Source organism: Metabacillus halosaccharovorans (assembly GCF_002019635.1).
GTDB classification, from domain to species: Bacteria; Bacillota; Bacilli; order Bacillales; family Bacillaceae; genus Metabacillus; species Metabacillus halosaccharovorans.
Genome location: NZ_KV917372.1, coordinates 2,108,496 through 2,126,902, shown reverse-complemented (window position 1 = coordinate 2,126,902; position 18,407 = coordinate 2,108,496). Strand labels below are relative to the sequence as shown.

The following is an 18,407-nucleotide window of genomic DNA, read 5'->3' as shown; positions in this document are numbered from 1 at the left end:
CCTATTATGTGAAGAAAATCTAAAAGTATGTTCATGATGTTGTAGTCTGGTATTTCTATTCCCACTTGTTCATTAAAGTAAACAAAAAAAGAAGCCTGGTTTCAGGCTTCTTATCATGAATTCCTTAAATTTGCTCTCATTTTACATAATATTTGTCGTATCTGTTTCAGTTCTTCATTTGTTATATCTTGACAAAGAAGCGAATTAAACTGGGTGGCAATAGGGATGATATGTTCTTTTAATTCCAACCCTTCTTTTGTCAAATATAATCGCTGAACACGACGGTCCTTTGGACAATTTATTCTTTTTACAAACCCTTTTTGCTCAAGTCCAAAAGCCATTCTTGCAATGTTTGTTTTATCTTTATCTAGTTTACATGCAACCTCATTTTGACTAAGTCCATCTTTTTCCCAAAGTAACATCATAATCAAATTCTGTTCAGGAGCAATATTAAAAGGTACTAATTTATTTTTTATATATCCTGTGAGCTCTAAATCAGTTTGGTGGATAAAAATGCTAATTAAGTCATTTAGCGAGAGTGTCATGTTCGGTAAACTCCTAATCATTCTAGATATCATTAATGTAAGTTTAGTAAGAAGTTACTATATTGTCAATTTTATGGGAGAAAAGTACTTAGATAGAGAAGAATGAGTATATAAAAAAGCGAGTGTTATCACTCGCTTTTTAGAGTCTAAAATTAGAATTTGCTTGCTAATTCAGCAGCTTGACGGATACCGTCTTCAATAATCTCGTTTGCACGATCCGGGAATTGATTATGTCCTTCAACGATTACATCAGCTGTATTCGTGATTCCCCAGAATGCCAATACATTTTTAACGTAGTTAACAGACATTTCTACAGCAGCAGCTGGACCTTCTGAATATACGCCGCCACGAGCATTTAAAAGAGCTACTTTTTTCTCTGAAAGCAAGCCTACAGGGCCTTCTGGTGTATATTTGAATGTTGTACCAGCTTGTGATAAATAATCCATGTATGTGTGTAAAACAGCTGGAACAGTGAAGTTCCAAAGTGGGAATGCGAATACAACTTTATCAGCTGCAACGAATTGATCCAAGTATTTTTGAACTAAATTTGCAGCTTTTTCTTCTTCAGCTGTTAATTCCATTCCTCTTGCACGCTTAAACATACCGTTAATTGCATCCACTCCATAGTAAGGAAGGTTTTCTTGGAATAAATCAAGCTCTGTGATTGTATCTTCTTTGTGAGTTTCTTTGTAAGAATGTACAAAAGCGTCATATAGTTTAACACTTACAGCCTGATCTGCAGGGCGAGAATTTGCTTTAATAAATAATACATTTGACATATAAATTCCTCCATTAACTTTGATCGCAACTCAGTTGCAATGATTTATTTGTTGGCGTAGCAACTACTGAAAATTCAAGTATCTCAAATTCATTTAGTTTTACTAAAAGATGTTGCTATACATACTAATCTGCATAAGTTTGATTTTAATGAATATTGGTGAATGTGTCAACAATATTGTCTATGCGGAAAATTATAACGTATTTGGTAGAAGAAAAGGTCAGTCAAAAGGATGAGATTTTGGGGAGATGGACGTCAAATCTTGCAACTTGATAGATTTATTAGGAAGTGGATAGCATGTTAAGCAGAATTGAAGGAAAAATGTTCCTTTGCAACTTTGTCTCCATTTTTTGCAAAAGTCAGAGCGTTGTTTGCAGGTATATAGTTTATTCTTGCAACCTTCCTGATTTTTTTGCAACCGCCATTTGACGATCATTCCTGAATAGGGATCGATTAAATGGCTGACAATAATGAAGCAAGATCTCAATTTGCCCGCTTTTAAGGTTCTCGACGTACCCAATTTTGCAAGTTCCTATGTTTTTTTTGCAACTTTGTCTGTATTTTTGCAAGTCAGAGCATATTTTTGCAGGTATATAGTTTATTCTTGCAACCTTCCCGATTTTTTTTGCAACTGCCATTTCACGGTCATTCCTGAGTAAAGATCAATTTCAATGGCTCCCCATACTGAAGCAAGATCCCAATTTGCCCGCTTTTAAGGTTCTCGATGTACCCAATTTTGCAAGTTCCTATGTTTTTTTTGCAACTTTGTCTGTATTTTTGCAAGTCAGAGCATATTTTTGCAGGTATATAGTTTATTCTTGCGACCTTCCCGATTTTTTTGCAACCGCCATTTCACGGTCATTCCTGAGTAGGGATCGATTAAATGGCTCCCCATACTGAAGCAGGATCTCAATTTGCCCGTTTTATGGTTCTCGACGTACCCAATTTTGCAAGTTTATGAAGAAGTACAGGTTTAGATAAAGAAATGCCCTAAAACATTGTTTTAGGGCACATACCTTACATAACATTAAAATATTTCGCATCCGGATGTGCAACAACTATGGCTGTTACCGATGCTTCTGGTTCCATCATGAAACCTTCTGTTAGCTGAATGCCGATGTCCTCTGGACGAATAAGGTTAAATAACTTTTCTTGATCTTCAAGATCAGGACAAGCCGGATATCCAAAGGAGTAGCGCTGTCCTTGGTATTTGGCTGAGAAGCGCTGGTCCATTGTGAAATCTGGTGCATCAGGGAAGCCCCAGCGGTCACGAATGAGTTGATGAGTACGTTCAGCTAACCCTTCTGCAAGCTCCAAAGCAAGTGCCTGAACAGCGTGACTCTTTAAATAGTCACCTTGTTCTTTAAATCCTTGGGCAAGCTCACGAATTTGACTTCCTGCAGTAACGGCAAACATGGCCACATAGTCAAATCCGTCTTTTTGTTTCGGACGAACATAGTCGGAAATACAGCGATGCGGCAGTTTCTCCTGTCTTGGAAAATCAAAAGTTTGTACGATTCTATCTGTATTTTCCGGATCAAGGATATGAAGCTTATTTCCATCACTATACGATGGGAAAAATTGATAGACCGCAGCTGGTTTGAACCATTTCTGTTTGGCTCCATCTTTTAAAAGCTCCTGTATCAATTCAACAAGCTCGACCGCTTTAGGGTCTTTCTTTTGGACTAATTCCTTGATTTTCCCTTTTAATCCCAGATGATGACCGATAAGCATTTGCATATTTACATAAGGAATAATGTGGGAAAGGGAGATATCCTTGAGTATATGACGCTTTGTATCAACAGGCGTAAAAATTGGCGCCTCATTTACAGTTCCACGCTTGATTAGTAGTTCCGTAACACTTTGTGCTTGAGAGTTCTTTAGTTTTGCCTCTTCTGTTACGGCAGCTTCTTTTGCAGCGAATATTTCAGGTGTTGTGCGTAATTGATTAGCTAAAGATAAGCCATCCATTGCATCCTTTGCATAGACAACAGGACCGTTATATTCAGGTGCAATTTTCATTCTCGTGAATTTCCGTGATAATGCTGCACCACCAACCAAAATTGGTAACTCACAGTTTGCTTTGTGTAAGTCCTGAGCAGTGATCACCATTTGCTGTGCTGATTTAACAAGTAAGCCGGATAAACCGATAAGATCCGGTTTTTCATCCTTTACAGCTTGAATTAATGTTTGTGGTGTTACTTTGATGCCAAGGTCGATTACTCTATAGCCATTATTACTTAAAATAATATCAACCAGATTTTTACCGATATCATGTACATCACCTTTTACTGTAGCAAGAAGGATTTTACCTTTTCCGCTATCATCGCGTTTTTCCATGAATTGCTCGAGATAGGAAACAGATGCTTTCATGACCTCGGCACTTTGGAGAACCTCTGCAACGATTAATTGGTTATCATTGAATAATACCCCGACTTCAGCCATACCTTCCATTAATGGTCCGTTAATGATATCAAGAGGCACAGGATATTTTTTTAATGCTAACTCTAAATCTGGAATAAGGCCTTCTTTTGTTCCTTCTACGATATAGCTTGCTAATCTTTCTTCCAAGGTAAGGTTTTGAAGAGGCTTTTTGTCTTCTTTTTTCTTACCGCGGTAGAAGGCAGTAAATTTAGCCAATGATTCGTCTGTTGTTTTAAATAAAAGATCTTCAGCCATTTGTATTTCTTCTTTAGGAATCGAAGCAAATCTTTCTAATTTTTCCGTGTTAACAATTGCATAATCGAGCCCGGCCTGTGTACAGTGGTACAAGTAAACAGCATTCAGAACTTCGCGTCCAACAGGAGGAAGTCCGAAAGAAACATTACTAACGCCTAATATCGTTAAGCATTCAGGTAATTTTTCTTTAATAAGCTGGATACCGCGAACAGTTTCATTTGCCGAACCAATATATTGCTCGTCACCGGTTCCTACCGGGAATACAAGTGGATCAAATATCAAATCACTCGGCTTTAGTCCATGCTTTTTGACGAGAAGGTCGTGAGAGCGAATCGCCACTTCAAGTTTCTTTTCTGCTGTTAGGGCCATTCCCACTTCATCTATTGTTCCAACGACTAATGCGCCACCGTATTTTTTGACAAGCGGAACGATTGCATCAAAACGCTCTTCGCCATCCTCAAGGTTAATAGAGTTAATGATCGCCTTACCTTGAGAGTATTTTAGCGCCCGTTCAATTACTTTCTCATCTGTGGAGTCAATAACAAGTGGAGCTTTGACTTTTTTCACAACCTCTTGTATGAATACTTCCATATCTTCAAGCTCATCCCTATCGGGGTCAGCCAGGCAAATATCGATAACATGGGCACCACTTTTGACTTGTGCTCTTGCTATCTCAGATGCTTCCTCTATTTTGCCTTCTGCAATCAGACGTTTAAATTTACGGGAACCAATAACATTTGTACGTTCACCAACGAATAAAGGCCGCATTCCATCTTCGTAAAGTAGGGCATCGATTCCGGATACTGTGTGACCAGTCGAGACTTCTTCGATTTTTCGTGGAGTAATGGTTGAAACTGCTTCAGTAATAGCACGGATATGTTCTGGTGTAGTCCCACAGCATCCGCCAATTAGATTCAGCCAGCCTTGTTCTGCAAAAGCAACAAGCTTTTTCGCGAGTGATTCTGGTGATTCATGATAATTTCCCTCTTCATCAGGTAAGCCTGCATTCGGGTAACAGCTAACAGCTGTATTAGCTAAACCGGAAAGTGTACGAATATGGTCTGTCATAAATTCAGGTCCGGTTGCACAGTTTAATCCGACTGAAAGTGGCTTCATATGTTCTAATGATACATAAAATGCTTCAATATCCTGACCTGCCAGAGTAGTACCCATAGGTTCAATCGTTCCGGAAATCATTAAGGGAAGTTCCTTGCCTGTGTCTTCAAAGGCTTTTTTAATTCCTAAAAATCCAGCTTTAACGTTTAACATATCCTGGCTTGTTTCGAGAAGGAGCAAATCTGCTCCTCCTATGATTAAGCCTCTTGCTTGTTCTTCATAATTTTCGACTAATGTATCAAATGTTGTTCCACCTGTAACTGAAAGTGTTTTGGTTGTTGGTCCCATCGCACCTGCGACATATCTGGGCTTTTCAGGTGTTGAGTATTTTTCAGCGGCACGTTTCGCTATTTTAGCAGATTCAATGTTTAACTCTAAAGCCAGGCGTCCTAGATCATACTCATCCAAAACAAGACTTGTAGCCCCAAAGGTATTGGTAGAGATAATATCTGATCCGGCTTCCAAATAGGCTTCGTGAATGGTTTCAATCGTCTTTGGTGAAGTCAATGTAAGATATTCATTACATCCATCATAATCTTCTCCGCCAAAATCTTCAGGAGACAGGTTTGCTGCTTGAATCATTGTCCCCATCGCACCATCCAGGACAAGGATTCGTTTTTCTAGCTCTTTGTTGATGCTACACATGTGTAATCTTCCTTTCAGCTCGCTGTTTTTCCTTTTCATGGATGTAATTTGTTAACTCCACTGTAAGGTCGTATTGTAAAAACGGTGTAATTAAATAAATACCATTGAACAGTTCGAAGGCTGTATCAATTAAATCTTTTGCAATGGCAAGGCCTTCTTGGCGTGCCTGTTCTTTATCTGATCCGGCTGAAGCCATTTTTTCACGAATAGAGTCAGATAGTTTAATACCAGGAATTTCATTATGAATAAATTCGGCATTTCGGCTTGATGTTAATGGCATAATCCCGATATAAATCGGAGCTTGCAAGTTTCGTGTTGCTTCATATACATCGATAATTTGCTGATTTGAGTATAGTGGCTGAGAAATAAAGTAATCAGCACCATGAGCAATTTTCTTTTCTAGTCTGACTACAGCTTTATCTAAGTGACGTACATTAGGGTTGAATGCTGCCGCTACAGAGAAGTTTGTTTGTTGTCCAAGCGGTTTTCCGGAATAGGATACACCTTTATTAAATTGTTTAATTAAACTGATAAGGTCAAATGATGACACATCATATACAGATGTAGCCCCTGGGAAATCACCAATTTTAGATGGATCACCTGTGATGGCTAATATATCTGACATCCCAAGTGAGTGTAGGCCCATGAGATGTGATTGAAGACCAATTAAATTCCGATCACGGCATGTAATATGAATTAATGTTCTTGCCCCGGTTTTTTCTTTTGCTAAGATTCCGGCAGCTAAGTTACTAATTCTTGGTGAAGCCAATGAGTTATCTGCAAGTGTTAAAGCATCGATTCCTGCATTGTGAAGGGCTTCTGCACCTTCAAGGAATTTCTCCATACCCAGTTTTTTAGGGGGATCTAATTCGACAATAACAGAACGTCTCTCTTGAACAATATCCTCAAGCGGAGTTGGAGATGTGACTTGATGTTCCTGTACATGCAGTTGAGATGTTGCAGGAACTTTAACCTGTTTTGTTGTAACAGGGGATAAGTTTGATACTGCTTCAGCCATTGCTTTAATATGCCTAGGTGTAGTTCCACAGCATCCGCCTATTAATCTCACACCTTGATCTCTGAATTTTAGAGCACTTTCCTTGAAATACGTTTCATCAGATTCATAGACAAGATTCCCTTCAATTAGTGCAGGTAAGCTGCTGTTTGGAAAAACAGATAAATAGGCCTCATTTGGTATTGGAACCTCTTCTAAAGATTGAATCATATGGTAAGGACCTAAGCGACAGTTTAAGCCAACAACATTTGCACCAAGGTCTTCAAGAAGAGTGAGACCATTTTTCACTGACGTTCCATCCTGCAGGACACCGGCTTCATGAAGGGAAACATTTGCAATAATGGGCTTGTTCGTTTCCTTGCGGGCAATTTGAAGAACTGTTTTCATTTCTTCCATATCATAATAGGTTTCAAGAAGAAGACCATCTACATCTTCGTTTAGAAGGAGGAAGAGCTGCTCTCTAAAATTTCGTTTCACTTCTTCAATACTATGTGCACTCTTTTTAAAAGATCTGACTCCGCCAATTGTGCCAAATACATATGTGGATTGATCAGCAGCTTTTTTGGCAATTTCAACTGCTTTTTTGTTAATTTGTCTGATTTCATCCTCTAATCCATATCTTGAAAGCTTGATATCATTAGCACCATATGTGTTTGTTTGAATTAAGTTTGCGCCAGCTTCTATATACGCTTGATGAACAGCAAGGACATCCTCAGGTCTTGATAGATTCAATTCTTCAAAGCAACGATCAACACCATGGGCATAAAGCATTGTACCCATCGCACCGTCACCAATTAAAATGTTATGTTTTAAATCCTCTAAAAAACTCATTGAATGAAGCCTCCGATCTATATGATTAATAGGTAAACATTGTTTTGGATAAAGGAAATTAAAAAAGCCTTCTTTAGGAAGAAGGCTTTAATCATTATTAGCTTCTCCTTATCTTTCAAGCATCTTACATGCTTAGCTGGAATTAGCACCTTGGCACTCGCAGAAGTCTTGGTGGGGTGTGGGGAATTGATTGACGGGTAAGACTAAAACACTTCTTAAATAGTGATGCGTATTTTCTTTTAGCACAGCAAGCGTGCGCTTGCTGCGGCTTGAATAGCAAGCCTTGGAAAAATAAATAAAAATGCTTCGAACAAACAAGAGCGCTTTGTTCGATTCATTTTTATTTACTTTTCTGTGCTAAAAGAAAATAACCTAGTTCAGTGTTCTTGACTTAGTCAATCATTGTACACCAGACTTCACTCGTTATTGACCGGTTGCTGAAGCTTCATAGGGCCAGTCCCTCTGCTTCTCTTGATAAGATATGAAATTTTCATATAACCTTTAACGTGTGAAAAAGTATTACAACTAATTTATCTAATATTTAGAAAAATATCAATAGTAAATTAACAGTTTGTCAAATTTTACTTAGTATGTGGAAGTTTTTGGTTGATGTTTTGTTGGAGCCTTTATAAAAATATGAAGGGAGAAGGAAATTATGCTTTTAATATTTGAGGTAGAAAAAAGAGCTGAACTCATTTGAGTTAGCTCTAATAAAACTATGTTACCTGTAATTAATAAATTGTACATCGATTGGTAAATCAGCTTCTCTGATTGCGGCAATCACCTGTTGGAGTTCGTCACGACTTTTACCTGTAACACGGATCTGATCATCTTGGATTTGAGATTTTACTTTTAAGCCTTTGTCTTTAATAATGCTGTTAATTTTTTTAGCGTTATCTTTGTCGATACCTGAAACGAGTTCAGCTCTTTGACGGACAGTCCCTCCTGAAGCATTCTCAACTTTTTTATACGAAATATTTTTAATTGGTACATTTCGTTTAATTAATTTGGAAATAAGAACATCTTTTAATTGCTCAAGTTTATACTCGTCATCAGAAACTAAAACAAGCTCTTCTTTTTCTAATGAGATGTTGCTTTTACTACCTTTGAAGTCATATCTTGTTGCTATTTCCTTCATTGCAATATTAATCGCGTTCGTCACTTCCGGAAACTCAATCTTTGATACAATATCAAATGAACTATCTTTGGCCATAATTATCCTCCATTACGTATATAATATAGGTTGATTATAGTAAAATATAACAATGATCACAACTTTTGAAGTGATGTTAAAAGAATTTTCTTACAGAAAGAAGAAAGAGAGGATATATATATGATCCCAGGTACATTTGCAACATTAACAATAGATGAAAAGGTAGATTTTGGTTATTTTCTAACAGATGGAAATGAACGGGTGCTTTTACATAATAACGAAGTCATTGGAGAAATAGAAGAAGGAGAGAAGATTGAGGTCTTCTTTGGTGTTGATGCACAAGATCGACTATATGCCACAATGAAAAAACCATACATTACAGAAGATACATATGGTTGGGTTGAGGTCGTAGATATCGTAGAAGATATGGGTGCATTCGTGAATATCGGTCTTAGCAAAGATGCTCTTGTCGCGAAAGATCATCTTCCTTATTTGAGAGAAGTTTGGCCAAACGTTGGGGACAAGCTTTATTGTACATTAAAAGTATCAGGCAACGGTCGTTTTTTTGTTCGGTTAGCTACAGAGGAAATCGTTGAGCCGCTTATGAAGGAAGCAGACCGCACGATGTTTAATAAAGAGGTAATAGGGACAGTTTACCGAATGATTGTAGCAGGTTCATTTATATTAACAGAAGAAGGATATAAAGGGTTTATTCATTCATCACAGCGCGTGGTTGAACCAAGGCTGGGCGAGACGGTGACCGGAAGAGTCATTGATGTAAAAGAGGATGGAACAATTAATGTTTCTCTACTCCCTCGAAAGCATGAAGCACTAAGTGGTGATGCGGAGAGAATTTATGCCTACATGCAAGAAAGAAATGGTGCGATGCCATTCACTGACAAAAGCGACCCTGATGACATAAAGGAAAGATTTAACCTTAGTAAGGGAGCTTTTAAAAGGGCATTAGGCCATCTAATGAAAAACGATCGTGTGTATCAAAAAGATGGTTGGACGTACTTTAAAGAAGAAGAAAACAACGAATAAGTAATGTAATGGTTTTCACTTGTAACTATGGAGTGAAAACCATTTTTTATTTGTAAAAAGCCTTAAAAATCTATCTTTATGACCGATACAACTAAAGATGTAAGAATAGTTAGTAAAGAGAGGTTGTTAAAATGATCATCAAGAAAATAGCATCCATGTTGGGATTCATATTCATTTTCATGATAGCAGGTTGTTCCCAAGAGGAGGCAGCTAGTAAAGTAGATGAAAAGGTTAAGATTGGGATTATGCTGTCTGATGTAGGCTTGGGCGACCAATCCTTTAGTGATTCAGCTTTTAATGGATTGATAAAAGCAAGAGATGAACTTGGAATAAGATTTGATTACCGGGAATTAAAGGATTCGGGAACTTATGAAAAAGGGTTAACCGAACTAGTAGAAGAGGATCATGATATTATTGTCGGTCTTGGATATATGGTTCAAGAAGAGCTTGAAAAGGTCGCCCAAAAATATCCGGATCAGCAATTTGTCTTAATAGATGCAATTTCAGAATTAAAAAATGTAACATCTATTACATTTAAAGAAGATCAAGGAAGTTATTTGGTTGGGGTTGTTGCAGCTTTAACGACTCAAACTAATAAAATTGGATTTATTGGCGGAGATGATGTTCCTCTTATTAATAAATTTGAGGAAGGCTTTATAGAAGGGGCAACATCTATTAATCCATCAATACAAGTTGATGTCACATATGCAGGTGACTTTGGTAATGACCAATTAGGTGCAAAGTTAGCACGTGAAATGATTCGAAACGATGTGGATGTCTTATATGCCGCAGCAGGGTTTACGGGTGTTGGTATGTTGAAAGAAGCTCAAGCTAACAAAGTATTAGCAATCGGTGTAGACAGTGACCAATATTTTTATGCTGAAAAGGCAGTTGTGACATCCATGTTAAAAAATGTGGATGTGGCGATGTATCAACTTGCTGAACAGTTAATAAAGAACAGGAAAGTACAATCAGGACATATTGAATTAGGGATAGAGGACGATGGAATAGGTCTTGCTCCTCTAAGGGTATTTCCATTTTCCAAAGAACAACAAGACATTATCGAAGAATGGAAAACGAAACTATCAACTGACAGCTAGGAGGATACTATGACCATTAAGAAAAAGATATTATTTAATTCAATGAGTGTACTAATCATTGCTATTATCATGATTGCGTATATTATTTTTAATATGCTTTCAATTCAATCATCCAACCAGGGTGAAGTAAACACTTTATTAAATATACAAAAGCTTCAAGCTGAGATGAATGCTACAAAGCAGGGACTAGATAACTTTTCTGTCTCAGGAACAGATGCACAAAAGGAAGAGGTCTTGGTAAGCATTTCAAATAGTAATGAACTATTAACAGAATTAGAAAGAGAAGTCACCTATGGAAAAAGTGTTGATACATTAAAAAAGGCAACCTCTAAATATGAGGAGTGGAAAGCTGAAGCGAATACTGCATTGGAAAATAAAGGCGGTCCTGAAGCAAAGCGACAGTCTATCCGGTTGAATGGAGTACTAAACGATATTCATCTTTTAAATGAATACGCAAATGAGCAATATTCCGCCTTGCAAACAAAATTAGCGAATCAAATTTCTTATGTTATTATCTCAGCCATTGTTGGGAGTATTGTTTTAATCGGTTTATCCATCTTTATCACGATGAAAATAACGAATTCAATTACCCGCCCTCTGAAGCAATTATCTAAAAATGCAAAAGCGATTGCTTCCGGAAATCTTATTGTTGACACAATTACCTACGAGGGAAAGGACGAATTAGGTTCACTAAACAAGTCCTTTACACAAATGGTTGAACAGCTGAAAGAATTATTATTTTCAATTGAAACAGCAAGTAGGAATGTCGAAAGTTTCGCAAGGGATTTAGAAACAGAGAATAAAGGGCTAACAGCTATAACAAATCAAGTGGCGATTTCAACAAATGAAATGTCTATTGGAACACAAAGTATTTCCAGTGACTTACAAGATGCTGTAACATTAATTGAGAAATTGGACAACAACTTTAAAGAAAACGTCCGGACATCAGAAGAATCTGTTTCATTTGGAACTGAGGTTGTATCAGTGATAACAGATGGACAAGGTGCAATTGAAGTCCAACGAACATTAATGATGAAAAATCAGCAAACAAGTCAACAGATAGATACAGCAACCAAAACATTTGCGGAATATACAACTGAAATTGAGGATATGGCAAAAACCGTTTCAGGTATAGCGGATCAAACAAATCTGTTAGCTTTAAACGCTGCGATTGAGGCTGCACGAGCTGGAGAAGCAGGAAAAGGCTTTGCCGTTGTAGCAGATGAGGTTCGAAAATTGGCAGAAGAAGCAACCAATTCGACAAAGCACATCTTCAACATGGTCGCTAAAATTAAAGAAGGAATTTCAGATGTTAGACAAGCTGTTCAAGAAGGTGTGTTCATTGCAGATGATCAGCAGCAGTCTATGAATACAACAACAGAGGCATTTACTAAGATCGGTGATCGTGTAGATGAAATGATGGTGAGGCTCACTTCTTTAGTAGAAGGAATGAATACCTCCAAACAGTTTGGCGAACAGGTTTTAAATAGTGTGGAAAGCATTAGTGCGGTAGTGGAGGAAACGGCAGCAGGAAACGAAGAAATTTCCGCCTCTACGACAGAGCAGCTATCTGCTTTTGAAAAAATAGTGGATAAGGTTGAGAAGTTAAGAAAGCTTACTGATGACCTGCAGTCAACGATGAATTATTTTAAATTAAAATAAAGCAAAGGGTGGTTCTTACAAAAGAATCACCCTTTTTGCTTTAGATATGATCTGTTTTTTTAGAATATTGTCTTTCGCCTTTTTGGCGGTTTTTTTCCCGCATCATATTTTTCTCATGGCGTTTCGCATTGTTGTCTTGTGCTTTTTTATCATTATCACTAGTATGTGGCATGATGAAGCTCCTTTCAAACGAATGTAAGCTTATCATTCCCAATCCAAAATGCTCCTATGTGTTATTCCTCATCATTTAAGAAGAAAATCGCCAGTGTTCCAGGACCTGAATGAGCTCCAATTACGGCGCCAACAAGATTCACATAAATCTCTTTAGGTGAAAAGGCTTCTTGAATTAATGCCTTCATTTCATTGGCAGCTTCTTCATCATCACCATGGCTAATGGCGATTGTTTGATTTTCGAGGTTGACCCCTCGCTCTTTCATAATGTCAATGATCCTTCTGAACACTTTTTTCCGTCCTCTGACTTTTTCGAGTGGAATTAGCTTTCCATCTTCAACATGAAGGAGGGGCTTAATATTCAACAAACCGCCAACAAAAGCAGATGCTTTGCTGATTCTGCCGCCACGGGCTAAGTATTCTAAATTATCAACTGTGAAAATATGCTCAACCTTTTTGCAATAAGCTTTTACAGCTGTTTCTATTTCAGAAAGAGATTTTCCGCTACCGGCCAAATCAACTGCGTATTTAACCGCTAAACCGCAACCTAATGAAGCACACTTAGAGTCAATAATGGATAACTCAAATTCCGGGAAATCCTCAATCACTTCATTTCGAATCATCATTGCTGTTTGGTATGTACCGGAAAGCTCTGATGAAAAACATACATATAAACTGGGAACTCCCTTTTTAGCCAGGTCAGTAAATACATCTTTAAATAATGAAGGTGATATTTGAGAGGTTTTTACTACTGTTCCAGATCGCATGGAATCATAAATTTCTTTTGGTTTAATTTCTTTTTGGTCCTCCAGTTGTTTCCCATCAATTTCGACACTTAAAGGAAGAAATGTCACAGAGTTTTCTTCAAAAAACTCAATGGGCAAATCTGAAGCACTATCAGCTAAAATGTGTACATTCATTTTAACACCTCTTTACATTCGAATTATAAGATCGAATCGTTATATGTAAATCAAATCTTTATATGTTTAGTTTATCCCACCTTAACGGGCAGTACAACTCTCACTTCACCCCACCGATGGAAGTCTCGATATATCCCATTCTTAACGGGCAGTAAAACTCCAACTTCAAGAATTCGGGAGAAACAAAGAAGATGAAATGGGAGATAACTGCCCGTAAAGATCCGATAAGTTTCGCTAACCATCAGTAGGGATGGAAGTCTCACTTTATCATTCTAAAGGTAAAAAACAATCTTTGTATTCAAATGGAGCAAAGTTGGGAAAAACTAGAGCAAGGATAGAAATAAGTAAGGAGGAGAATGCATGCTAAAAAATGAGACAATGAAAATTATCGTGGTTATTATAGGTGCTTTTTTAAATGCTGTTGGGTTAAATATGTTTTTAATTCCTGCAAATGTATATGCAAGTGGTTTTACAGGCATTGCCCAGCTTCTCTCAAGTATACTTGAGGAATATACACCATTTTTTATTTCGACTGGTGTGTTATTATTACTTTTGAATATACCCGTTGCTATTTTAGGATGGTTAAAAGTGGGGAGATCTTTTACTTTATACAGCTTCTTTAGTGTTGCAGCAACAACTGTTTTTTTAGGAATTGTACCTTTACATTCATTCTCAGGTGATATTTTACTAAATGCTGTTTTTGGTGGTGTGATAGTAGCTGTTGGTGTTGGAATTACATTGAAGTATGGTGCATCAACAGGAGGTTTAGATATCATTGCTATGATTCTATCGCGGATGAAAGATAAGCCGGTTGGGACGTATTTCTTTTTATTTAACTCAATCATTATTCTAACTGCGGGCTTATTATATGGATGGGAAAAGGCGTTGTATACGTTGGTAGCACTTTATGTGTCAACTAGGGTGATTGATGCTATCCATACAAGACATGCCAAACTAACCGCAATGATCATTACGAAAAAGGCTGATTCGTTAAAGGCGGCCATACATTCTCGTTTGGTCAGAGGGATAACGATGATTCCTGCAAAAGGAGCGTTTACGAATGAACCGAGAGATATGCTTATTATTGTTATTACGAGATATGAATTATATGATCTCGAAAAAATAATTAAAGAAGAAGATCCGAATGCATTTACAAATATTGTTCAAACAACAGGGATATTTGGGTTCTTTAGAAAGGAATAGGTACTTAAATGAAATGGATATTATTTCTAATTGTGGGTGTTTTATCCCTGTTGACAGGTTGTGCATCTGAAAGAAATGGCGATGCTGAGGAGATGAATCAAGAGGTGGAGGTGCAGGAAGTAATGAGTAAAGAGCTTGAGGTGGATTTTCAAGTTATACCATTATCCAATGAAACTCAATTTATTATTTCTTTAACAAATCGATCAGATCAGTTGAAAAAGCTTGAATTTCATAGTAGTCAAAAATATGAAATTATAGTAACCAATGATAAGGGGGAAGAAGTATTTACCTATTCAAAAGGAAAAATGTTTTCACAGGCACTAGAGACAGCCTTACTAAAGTCTGGAGAGAATATGGAGTGGGAAGAAACATGGAATCATGATCCATTGCCGCCTGGACAATATAAAGCAAAAGTATCCATTTTATCACATAAGTCCGATAATCTCAGTTTAGAAAGGGAATGGACTGTCCCTCCAAACAATTAAACGAAGGGCAGTCCATCTTGGTTAAATGGAGTCGATTTTTTGCTGAAACTCTCTTAGTTGAGCTCTTTCAGCATCGGTGCTATTAGCAAATGCAGATGACAGGGCATTTTTTGCTTTCATAACAGCTTCATATTTATCACCCTGTGCAGACCCTGATGCAACCGAATCGGCATATGCGACAGCTTCACGTGCTTGTTGGAATAATGGATTTGTCATTTAAAAGCCTCCAAGCATACTGTCGTCAGTTTTACTCATTTTTTGTTGTTCTGATTCAGAAAGTGTTGAATGGTAAGGGAACCTCTCATCGTGCTTAGTAACTGTATCTTTGCCTTGTTGTACAAAACGTTTTGATTTGTTACGTTTACCCATTGAAAAAGCCCCCCTTTAAAATAGTGACGCCTTTCTCTTGCGTCAAGATTATTTTGTACGATCCTGCAAATATTATAGATGGCAAAATGTATCTCATTTTCCCCGAGTTTCTTTAGTTTAAAGGGATAGTACTTCCTTTAAGTAGCAAGCAATTCCATCTTCTTCATTCGTTTTTGTTTTTTTATTTGCTACATTTTTTACTTCATCTGTTGCATTACCCATTGCGACGCCATGACCTGCATATTGAAGCATCTCCAAGTCATTATCTTCATCACCAAAGGCAATAATGCGATCTTGAGGAATATTGTAGTGGGAAGCAATTTTTTGTAAGCCAATCGCTTTATTCATTCCTGCCCGTATGATTTCAATAACATGCCATGGTGCAGCCCATCTTCTATGGTCAACAACCTCTGCATGAACATCTGATAAATAAGTTCTTATTTTCTCAACATCTTCTTCAGCTGCATGAATAAGAATACTTGTTACATCTTCACTTAAGTTCTGACGCAAGTCTCCAATTGTCGTATTTGGATTTCCCATGCTAAAAACATCAAGTAGCTTTTCATCGTGATAATGGAAATATACATCATCAATAATTTCAGCTAATACATTATGTAGGTTATGCTTTTCAGAAACAGTGATGATTTCTTTCACTACTTCTAAATCAAGGGTAGTATGGTAGGTTCCCCAATTATTGTCTTTTGGATGGTGAACATATGCACCATTAAAGTTGACGATCGGTGTTGATAAGTCTAACTCTTCATAGTAAACGGAGCTTGAACGGAATGGTCTTCCTGTTGCGATACAAACAATATGACCAGCTTCCTTTGCTTTTTTAATGATTTCTTTGTTATAAGCTGAAATGGTCTTATCATCTTTTAAAAGTGTCCCATCTAAATCTAAAGCGATTAAATAAGATTTTGTATCCATAACGTCTCCTTCTTTACAATAAATTTTGTTGCCCGAGTTCATACGTCAAGTGGGCGCTTACGCTTTTCTTTCGGATAGGAAGTAAACATTTCTTACTTAGTGTGGTGTCTAGCTCCAGCGCCCAGCGACTAGTGAACTTCACACTCCTCCTTACGATAAGTCAACATCGAATCGCTATCGCTCTTCGTGTTTCCTATATCTCATACGGATTGCTCCAGCGCCCAGCGACTAGTGAACTTCACACTCCTCCTTACGATAAGTCAACATCGAATCGCTATCGCTCTTCGTGTTTCCTATATCTCATACGGATTGCTCCAGTTCATACGTCGCTGAACGGGCGCTCCGCTTTTCTTTATTAGTGTATCTTTTTTCCAAGTTTTATGTCTACATGTTACACTTATTTAGTGGGAATATAACTAGGAGGCGCAATTAACGTGATTATTGTTGAGAAGTTACATATAGAAGGAATACCGACATTACATGTTGTTAAAGAGTCATTAAGAGAGGCAAAAACACCTTTCGTGATGTTTATTCATGGTTTTACAAGTGCCAAGGAAAATAACCTCCATATTGCTTATTATTTAGCTGAAAAGGGGTTCAGGGTTGCACTTCCGGAAGCATTGTATCATGGAGAAAGAAGTGAACAGTATGGTACGAAGGAGCTTGCCTTCAGGTTCTGGAAAATTGTTTTAAATGAAATAAATGAAGTAACGAAAATTAAGGAATACTTTGAAATAAATCAATTAATTGATTCTAACCGAATAGGACTCGCGGGTACTTCAATGGGCGGGATTACAACATTAGGTGCACTGACACAATATGATTGGATAAAAGCAGCTGTTAGTTTAATGGGAAGCCCTTGTTATACAGAACTTCTTAAAAGTCAGCTTTACTCGTTAAAGCAAAGCGGAGCGGAAATTCCTCTTTCAAACGAAGAAATTGAAGAACAGCTTGCAATACTACAGCCATTTGACTTAAGTCTTCAAACAGAGAAACTACAAAACCGCCCATTGCTTTTCTGGCATGGTGAACGTGACCAGGTTGTCCCATTTGCTCCAACATATCAATTTTATAAAGATATTGTCCCAATGTATGAAAAAGAACCCGAAAAACTTCAATTCATAGCAGATCCGCTAGCAGATCACAAAGTATCAAGACAAGGTGTTCAGGCATTGGTCGAATGGTTTGAAAGGTATTTATAATATTCGGTAGAAGCAGAATGCTTTCTTTGGCTTCAATCTTTTACTATACTCAATATACCAACTATCTGAAAGGAGCGTTTAAATATGGATGAATTACTAAAAGAAAATATCTATGGTGCGTTAGAAACAGTTGTCGACCCGGAGCTTGGAGTAGACATTATCAATCTTGGTTTAGTATACGATGTGGAAAGGGATGATGAGGGTTATACCATTGTTACAATGACACTAACTTCAATGGGATGTCCACTGGCAGCTACCATTGTTGAACAAATCAAAGTAGCCCTTCAAGATATACCGGAAGTAAAAAGCACAGAAGTAAACATCGTCTGGAGTCCGCCATGGTCAAAAGACAGAATGTCAAGAATAGCAAAAATCGCATTAGGCATTCAATAAAACGTTCGAGAGTAATCCTTATACATTGGTAGAAGGGTTACTTTTTTTGTACTTAAAAAAGTTTAACTATACTAAAGCATTAAAGTATAAGAAAAGACATCGACTTCCGCCATTCTTGGCGGTAAGTCGTGTTTTTCTAATTGCTTTTTTAAAAAAAGATGTTTGT

Annotated in this window: 17 protein-coding genes and 1 riboswitch; of the genes, 7 read left to right on the top strand and 10 right to left on the bottom strand. The window is 37.4% G+C overall.

All coding sequences use genetic code 11. The features are described from left to right. Positions 1–113 precede the first annotated feature (113 nt). The 5 genes from BK577_RS24240 to BK577_RS24215 form a co-directional block, all read right to left on the bottom strand. On the bottom strand, positions 114–545 hold the full coding sequence (locus BK577_RS24240) for a MarR family winged helix-turn-helix transcriptional regulator (protein WP_078435233.1): 432 nt from the start codon (positions 543–545) through the stop codon (positions 114–116). Positions 546–697: 152 nt separating this feature from the next. Then, positions 698–1,324: an FMN-dependent NADH-azoreductase gene (locus BK577_RS24235; RefSeq protein WP_078435232.1), complete on the bottom strand. Its 627-nt coding sequence runs from the start codon at positions 1,322–1,324 to the stop codon at positions 698–700. A gap of 1,016 nt (positions 1,325–2,340) precedes the next feature. Then, positions 2,341–5,763: a methionine synthase gene (gene metH, locus BK577_RS24225; RefSeq protein ID WP_078435230.1), complete on the bottom strand. Its 3,423-nt coding sequence runs from the start codon at positions 5,761–5,763 to the stop codon at positions 2,341–2,343. Next, complete coding sequence (locus tag BK577_RS24220) at positions 5,756–7,609, bottom strand: bifunctional homocysteine S-methyltransferase/methylenetetrahydrofolate reductase (RefSeq protein ID WP_078435229.1); 1,854 nt, start codon at positions 7,607–7,609, stop codon at positions 5,756–5,758. Before BK577_RS24220 ends, metH begins: the two co-directional genes overlap by 8 nt. 383 nt (positions 7,610–7,992) lie before the next feature. Next, a riboswitch (SAM riboswitch) is annotated at positions 7,993–8,090 on the bottom strand. A gap of 240 nt (positions 8,091–8,330) precedes the next feature. Then, on the bottom strand, positions 8,331–8,822 hold the full coding sequence (locus tag BK577_RS24215; protein WP_078435228.1) for a YajQ family cyclic di-GMP-binding protein: 492 nt from the start codon (positions 8,820–8,822) through the stop codon (positions 8,331–8,333). A 120-nt stretch (positions 8,823–8,942) separates the two neighbouring features. Here BK577_RS24215 and BK577_RS24210 point away from each other — a divergent pair, with 120 nt between their 5' ends. The 3 genes from BK577_RS24210 to BK577_RS24200 all read left to right on the top strand — a co-directional run bounded on the left by BK577_RS24210 (position 8,943) and on the right by BK577_RS24200 (position 12,568). After that, a complete protein-coding gene (locus BK577_RS24210; RefSeq protein WP_078435227.1) occupies positions 8,943–9,806 on the top strand; it encodes a CvfB family protein in 864 nt (287 codons plus the stop codon). A gap of 137 nt (positions 9,807–9,943) precedes the next feature. Next, the gene (locus BK577_RS24205; protein WP_078435391.1) at positions 9,944–10,906 is read left to right on the top strand and encodes a BMP family lipoprotein; all 963 of its coding nucleotides are present in this window, start codon (positions 9,944–9,946) and stop codon (positions 10,904–10,906) included. A gap of 9 nt (positions 10,907–10,915) precedes the next feature. Then, positions 10,916–12,568: a methyl-accepting chemotaxis protein gene (locus BK577_RS24200; protein WP_078435226.1), complete on the top strand. Its 1,653-nt coding sequence runs from the start codon at positions 10,916–10,918 to the stop codon at positions 12,566–12,568. Positions 12,569–12,608: 40 nt separating this feature from the next. Here the strand turns inward: BK577_RS24200 and BK577_RS24195 are convergent, their stop codons facing one another. Next, positions 12,609–12,740 (bottom strand): DUF3941 domain-containing protein, encoded by a 132-nt coding sequence (locus tag BK577_RS24195; protein WP_078435225.1) that lies wholly within the window; start codon positions 12,738–12,740, stop codon positions 12,609–12,611. A gap of 61 nt (positions 12,741–12,801) precedes the next feature. Beyond that, positions 12,802–13,659: a DegV family protein gene (locus tag BK577_RS24190; protein WP_078435224.1), complete on the bottom strand. Its 858-nt coding sequence runs from the start codon at positions 13,657–13,659 to the stop codon at positions 12,802–12,804. Between the two features lie 360 nt (positions 13,660–14,019). Here BK577_RS24190 and BK577_RS24185 point away from each other — a divergent pair, with 360 nt between their 5' ends. Both BK577_RS24185 and BK577_RS24180 read left to right on the top strand, forming a co-directional pair. Next, on the top strand, positions 14,020–14,862 hold the full coding sequence (locus tag BK577_RS24185) for a YitT family protein (RefSeq protein WP_026561297.1): 843 nt from the start codon (positions 14,020–14,022) through the stop codon (positions 14,860–14,862). Between the two features lie 8 nt (positions 14,863–14,870). Continuing rightward, positions 14,871–15,347 carry a BsuPI-related putative proteinase inhibitor gene (locus tag BK577_RS24180; protein WP_078435223.1) on the top strand — a complete coding sequence of 159 codons (477 nt, stop codon included), beginning with the start codon at positions 14,871–14,873 and terminating at the stop codon, positions 15,345–15,347. Between the two features lie 21 nt (positions 15,348–15,368). Here BK577_RS24180 and BK577_RS24175 read toward each other — a convergent pair whose 3' ends face one another. The 3 genes from BK577_RS24175 to BK577_RS24170 form a co-directional block, all read right to left on the bottom strand. Further along, entirely contained in the window at positions 15,369–15,563 is a 195-nt protein-coding gene (locus tag BK577_RS24175) for a DUF3813 domain-containing protein (protein ID WP_078435222.1), read from the bottom strand. After that, on the bottom strand, positions 15,564–15,716 hold the full coding sequence (locus BK577_RS26225; protein WP_169908462.1) for a hypothetical protein: 153 nt from the start codon (positions 15,714–15,716) through the stop codon (positions 15,564–15,566). Between the two features lie 117 nt (positions 15,717–15,833). Next, a complete protein-coding gene (locus tag BK577_RS24170; RefSeq protein WP_078435221.1) occupies positions 15,834–16,646 on the bottom strand; it encodes a Cof-type HAD-IIB family hydrolase in 813 nt (270 codons plus the stop codon). A gap of 434 nt (positions 16,647–17,080) precedes the next feature. Between BK577_RS24170 and BK577_RS24165 the strand changes: the two genes are divergently transcribed. Continuing rightward, positions 17,081–17,848, top strand: a complete 768-nt coding sequence (locus BK577_RS24165; RefSeq protein ID WP_078435220.1) for a prolyl oligopeptidase family serine peptidase — start codon at positions 17,081–17,083, stop codon at positions 17,846–17,848. An 84-nt stretch (positions 17,849–17,932) separates the two neighbouring features. Continuing rightward, positions 17,933–18,241: a metal-sulfur cluster assembly factor gene (locus BK577_RS24160; protein WP_078435219.1), complete on the top strand. Its 309-nt coding sequence runs from the start codon at positions 17,933–17,935 to the stop codon at positions 18,239–18,241. Positions 18,242–18,407 lie beyond the last annotated feature (166 nt).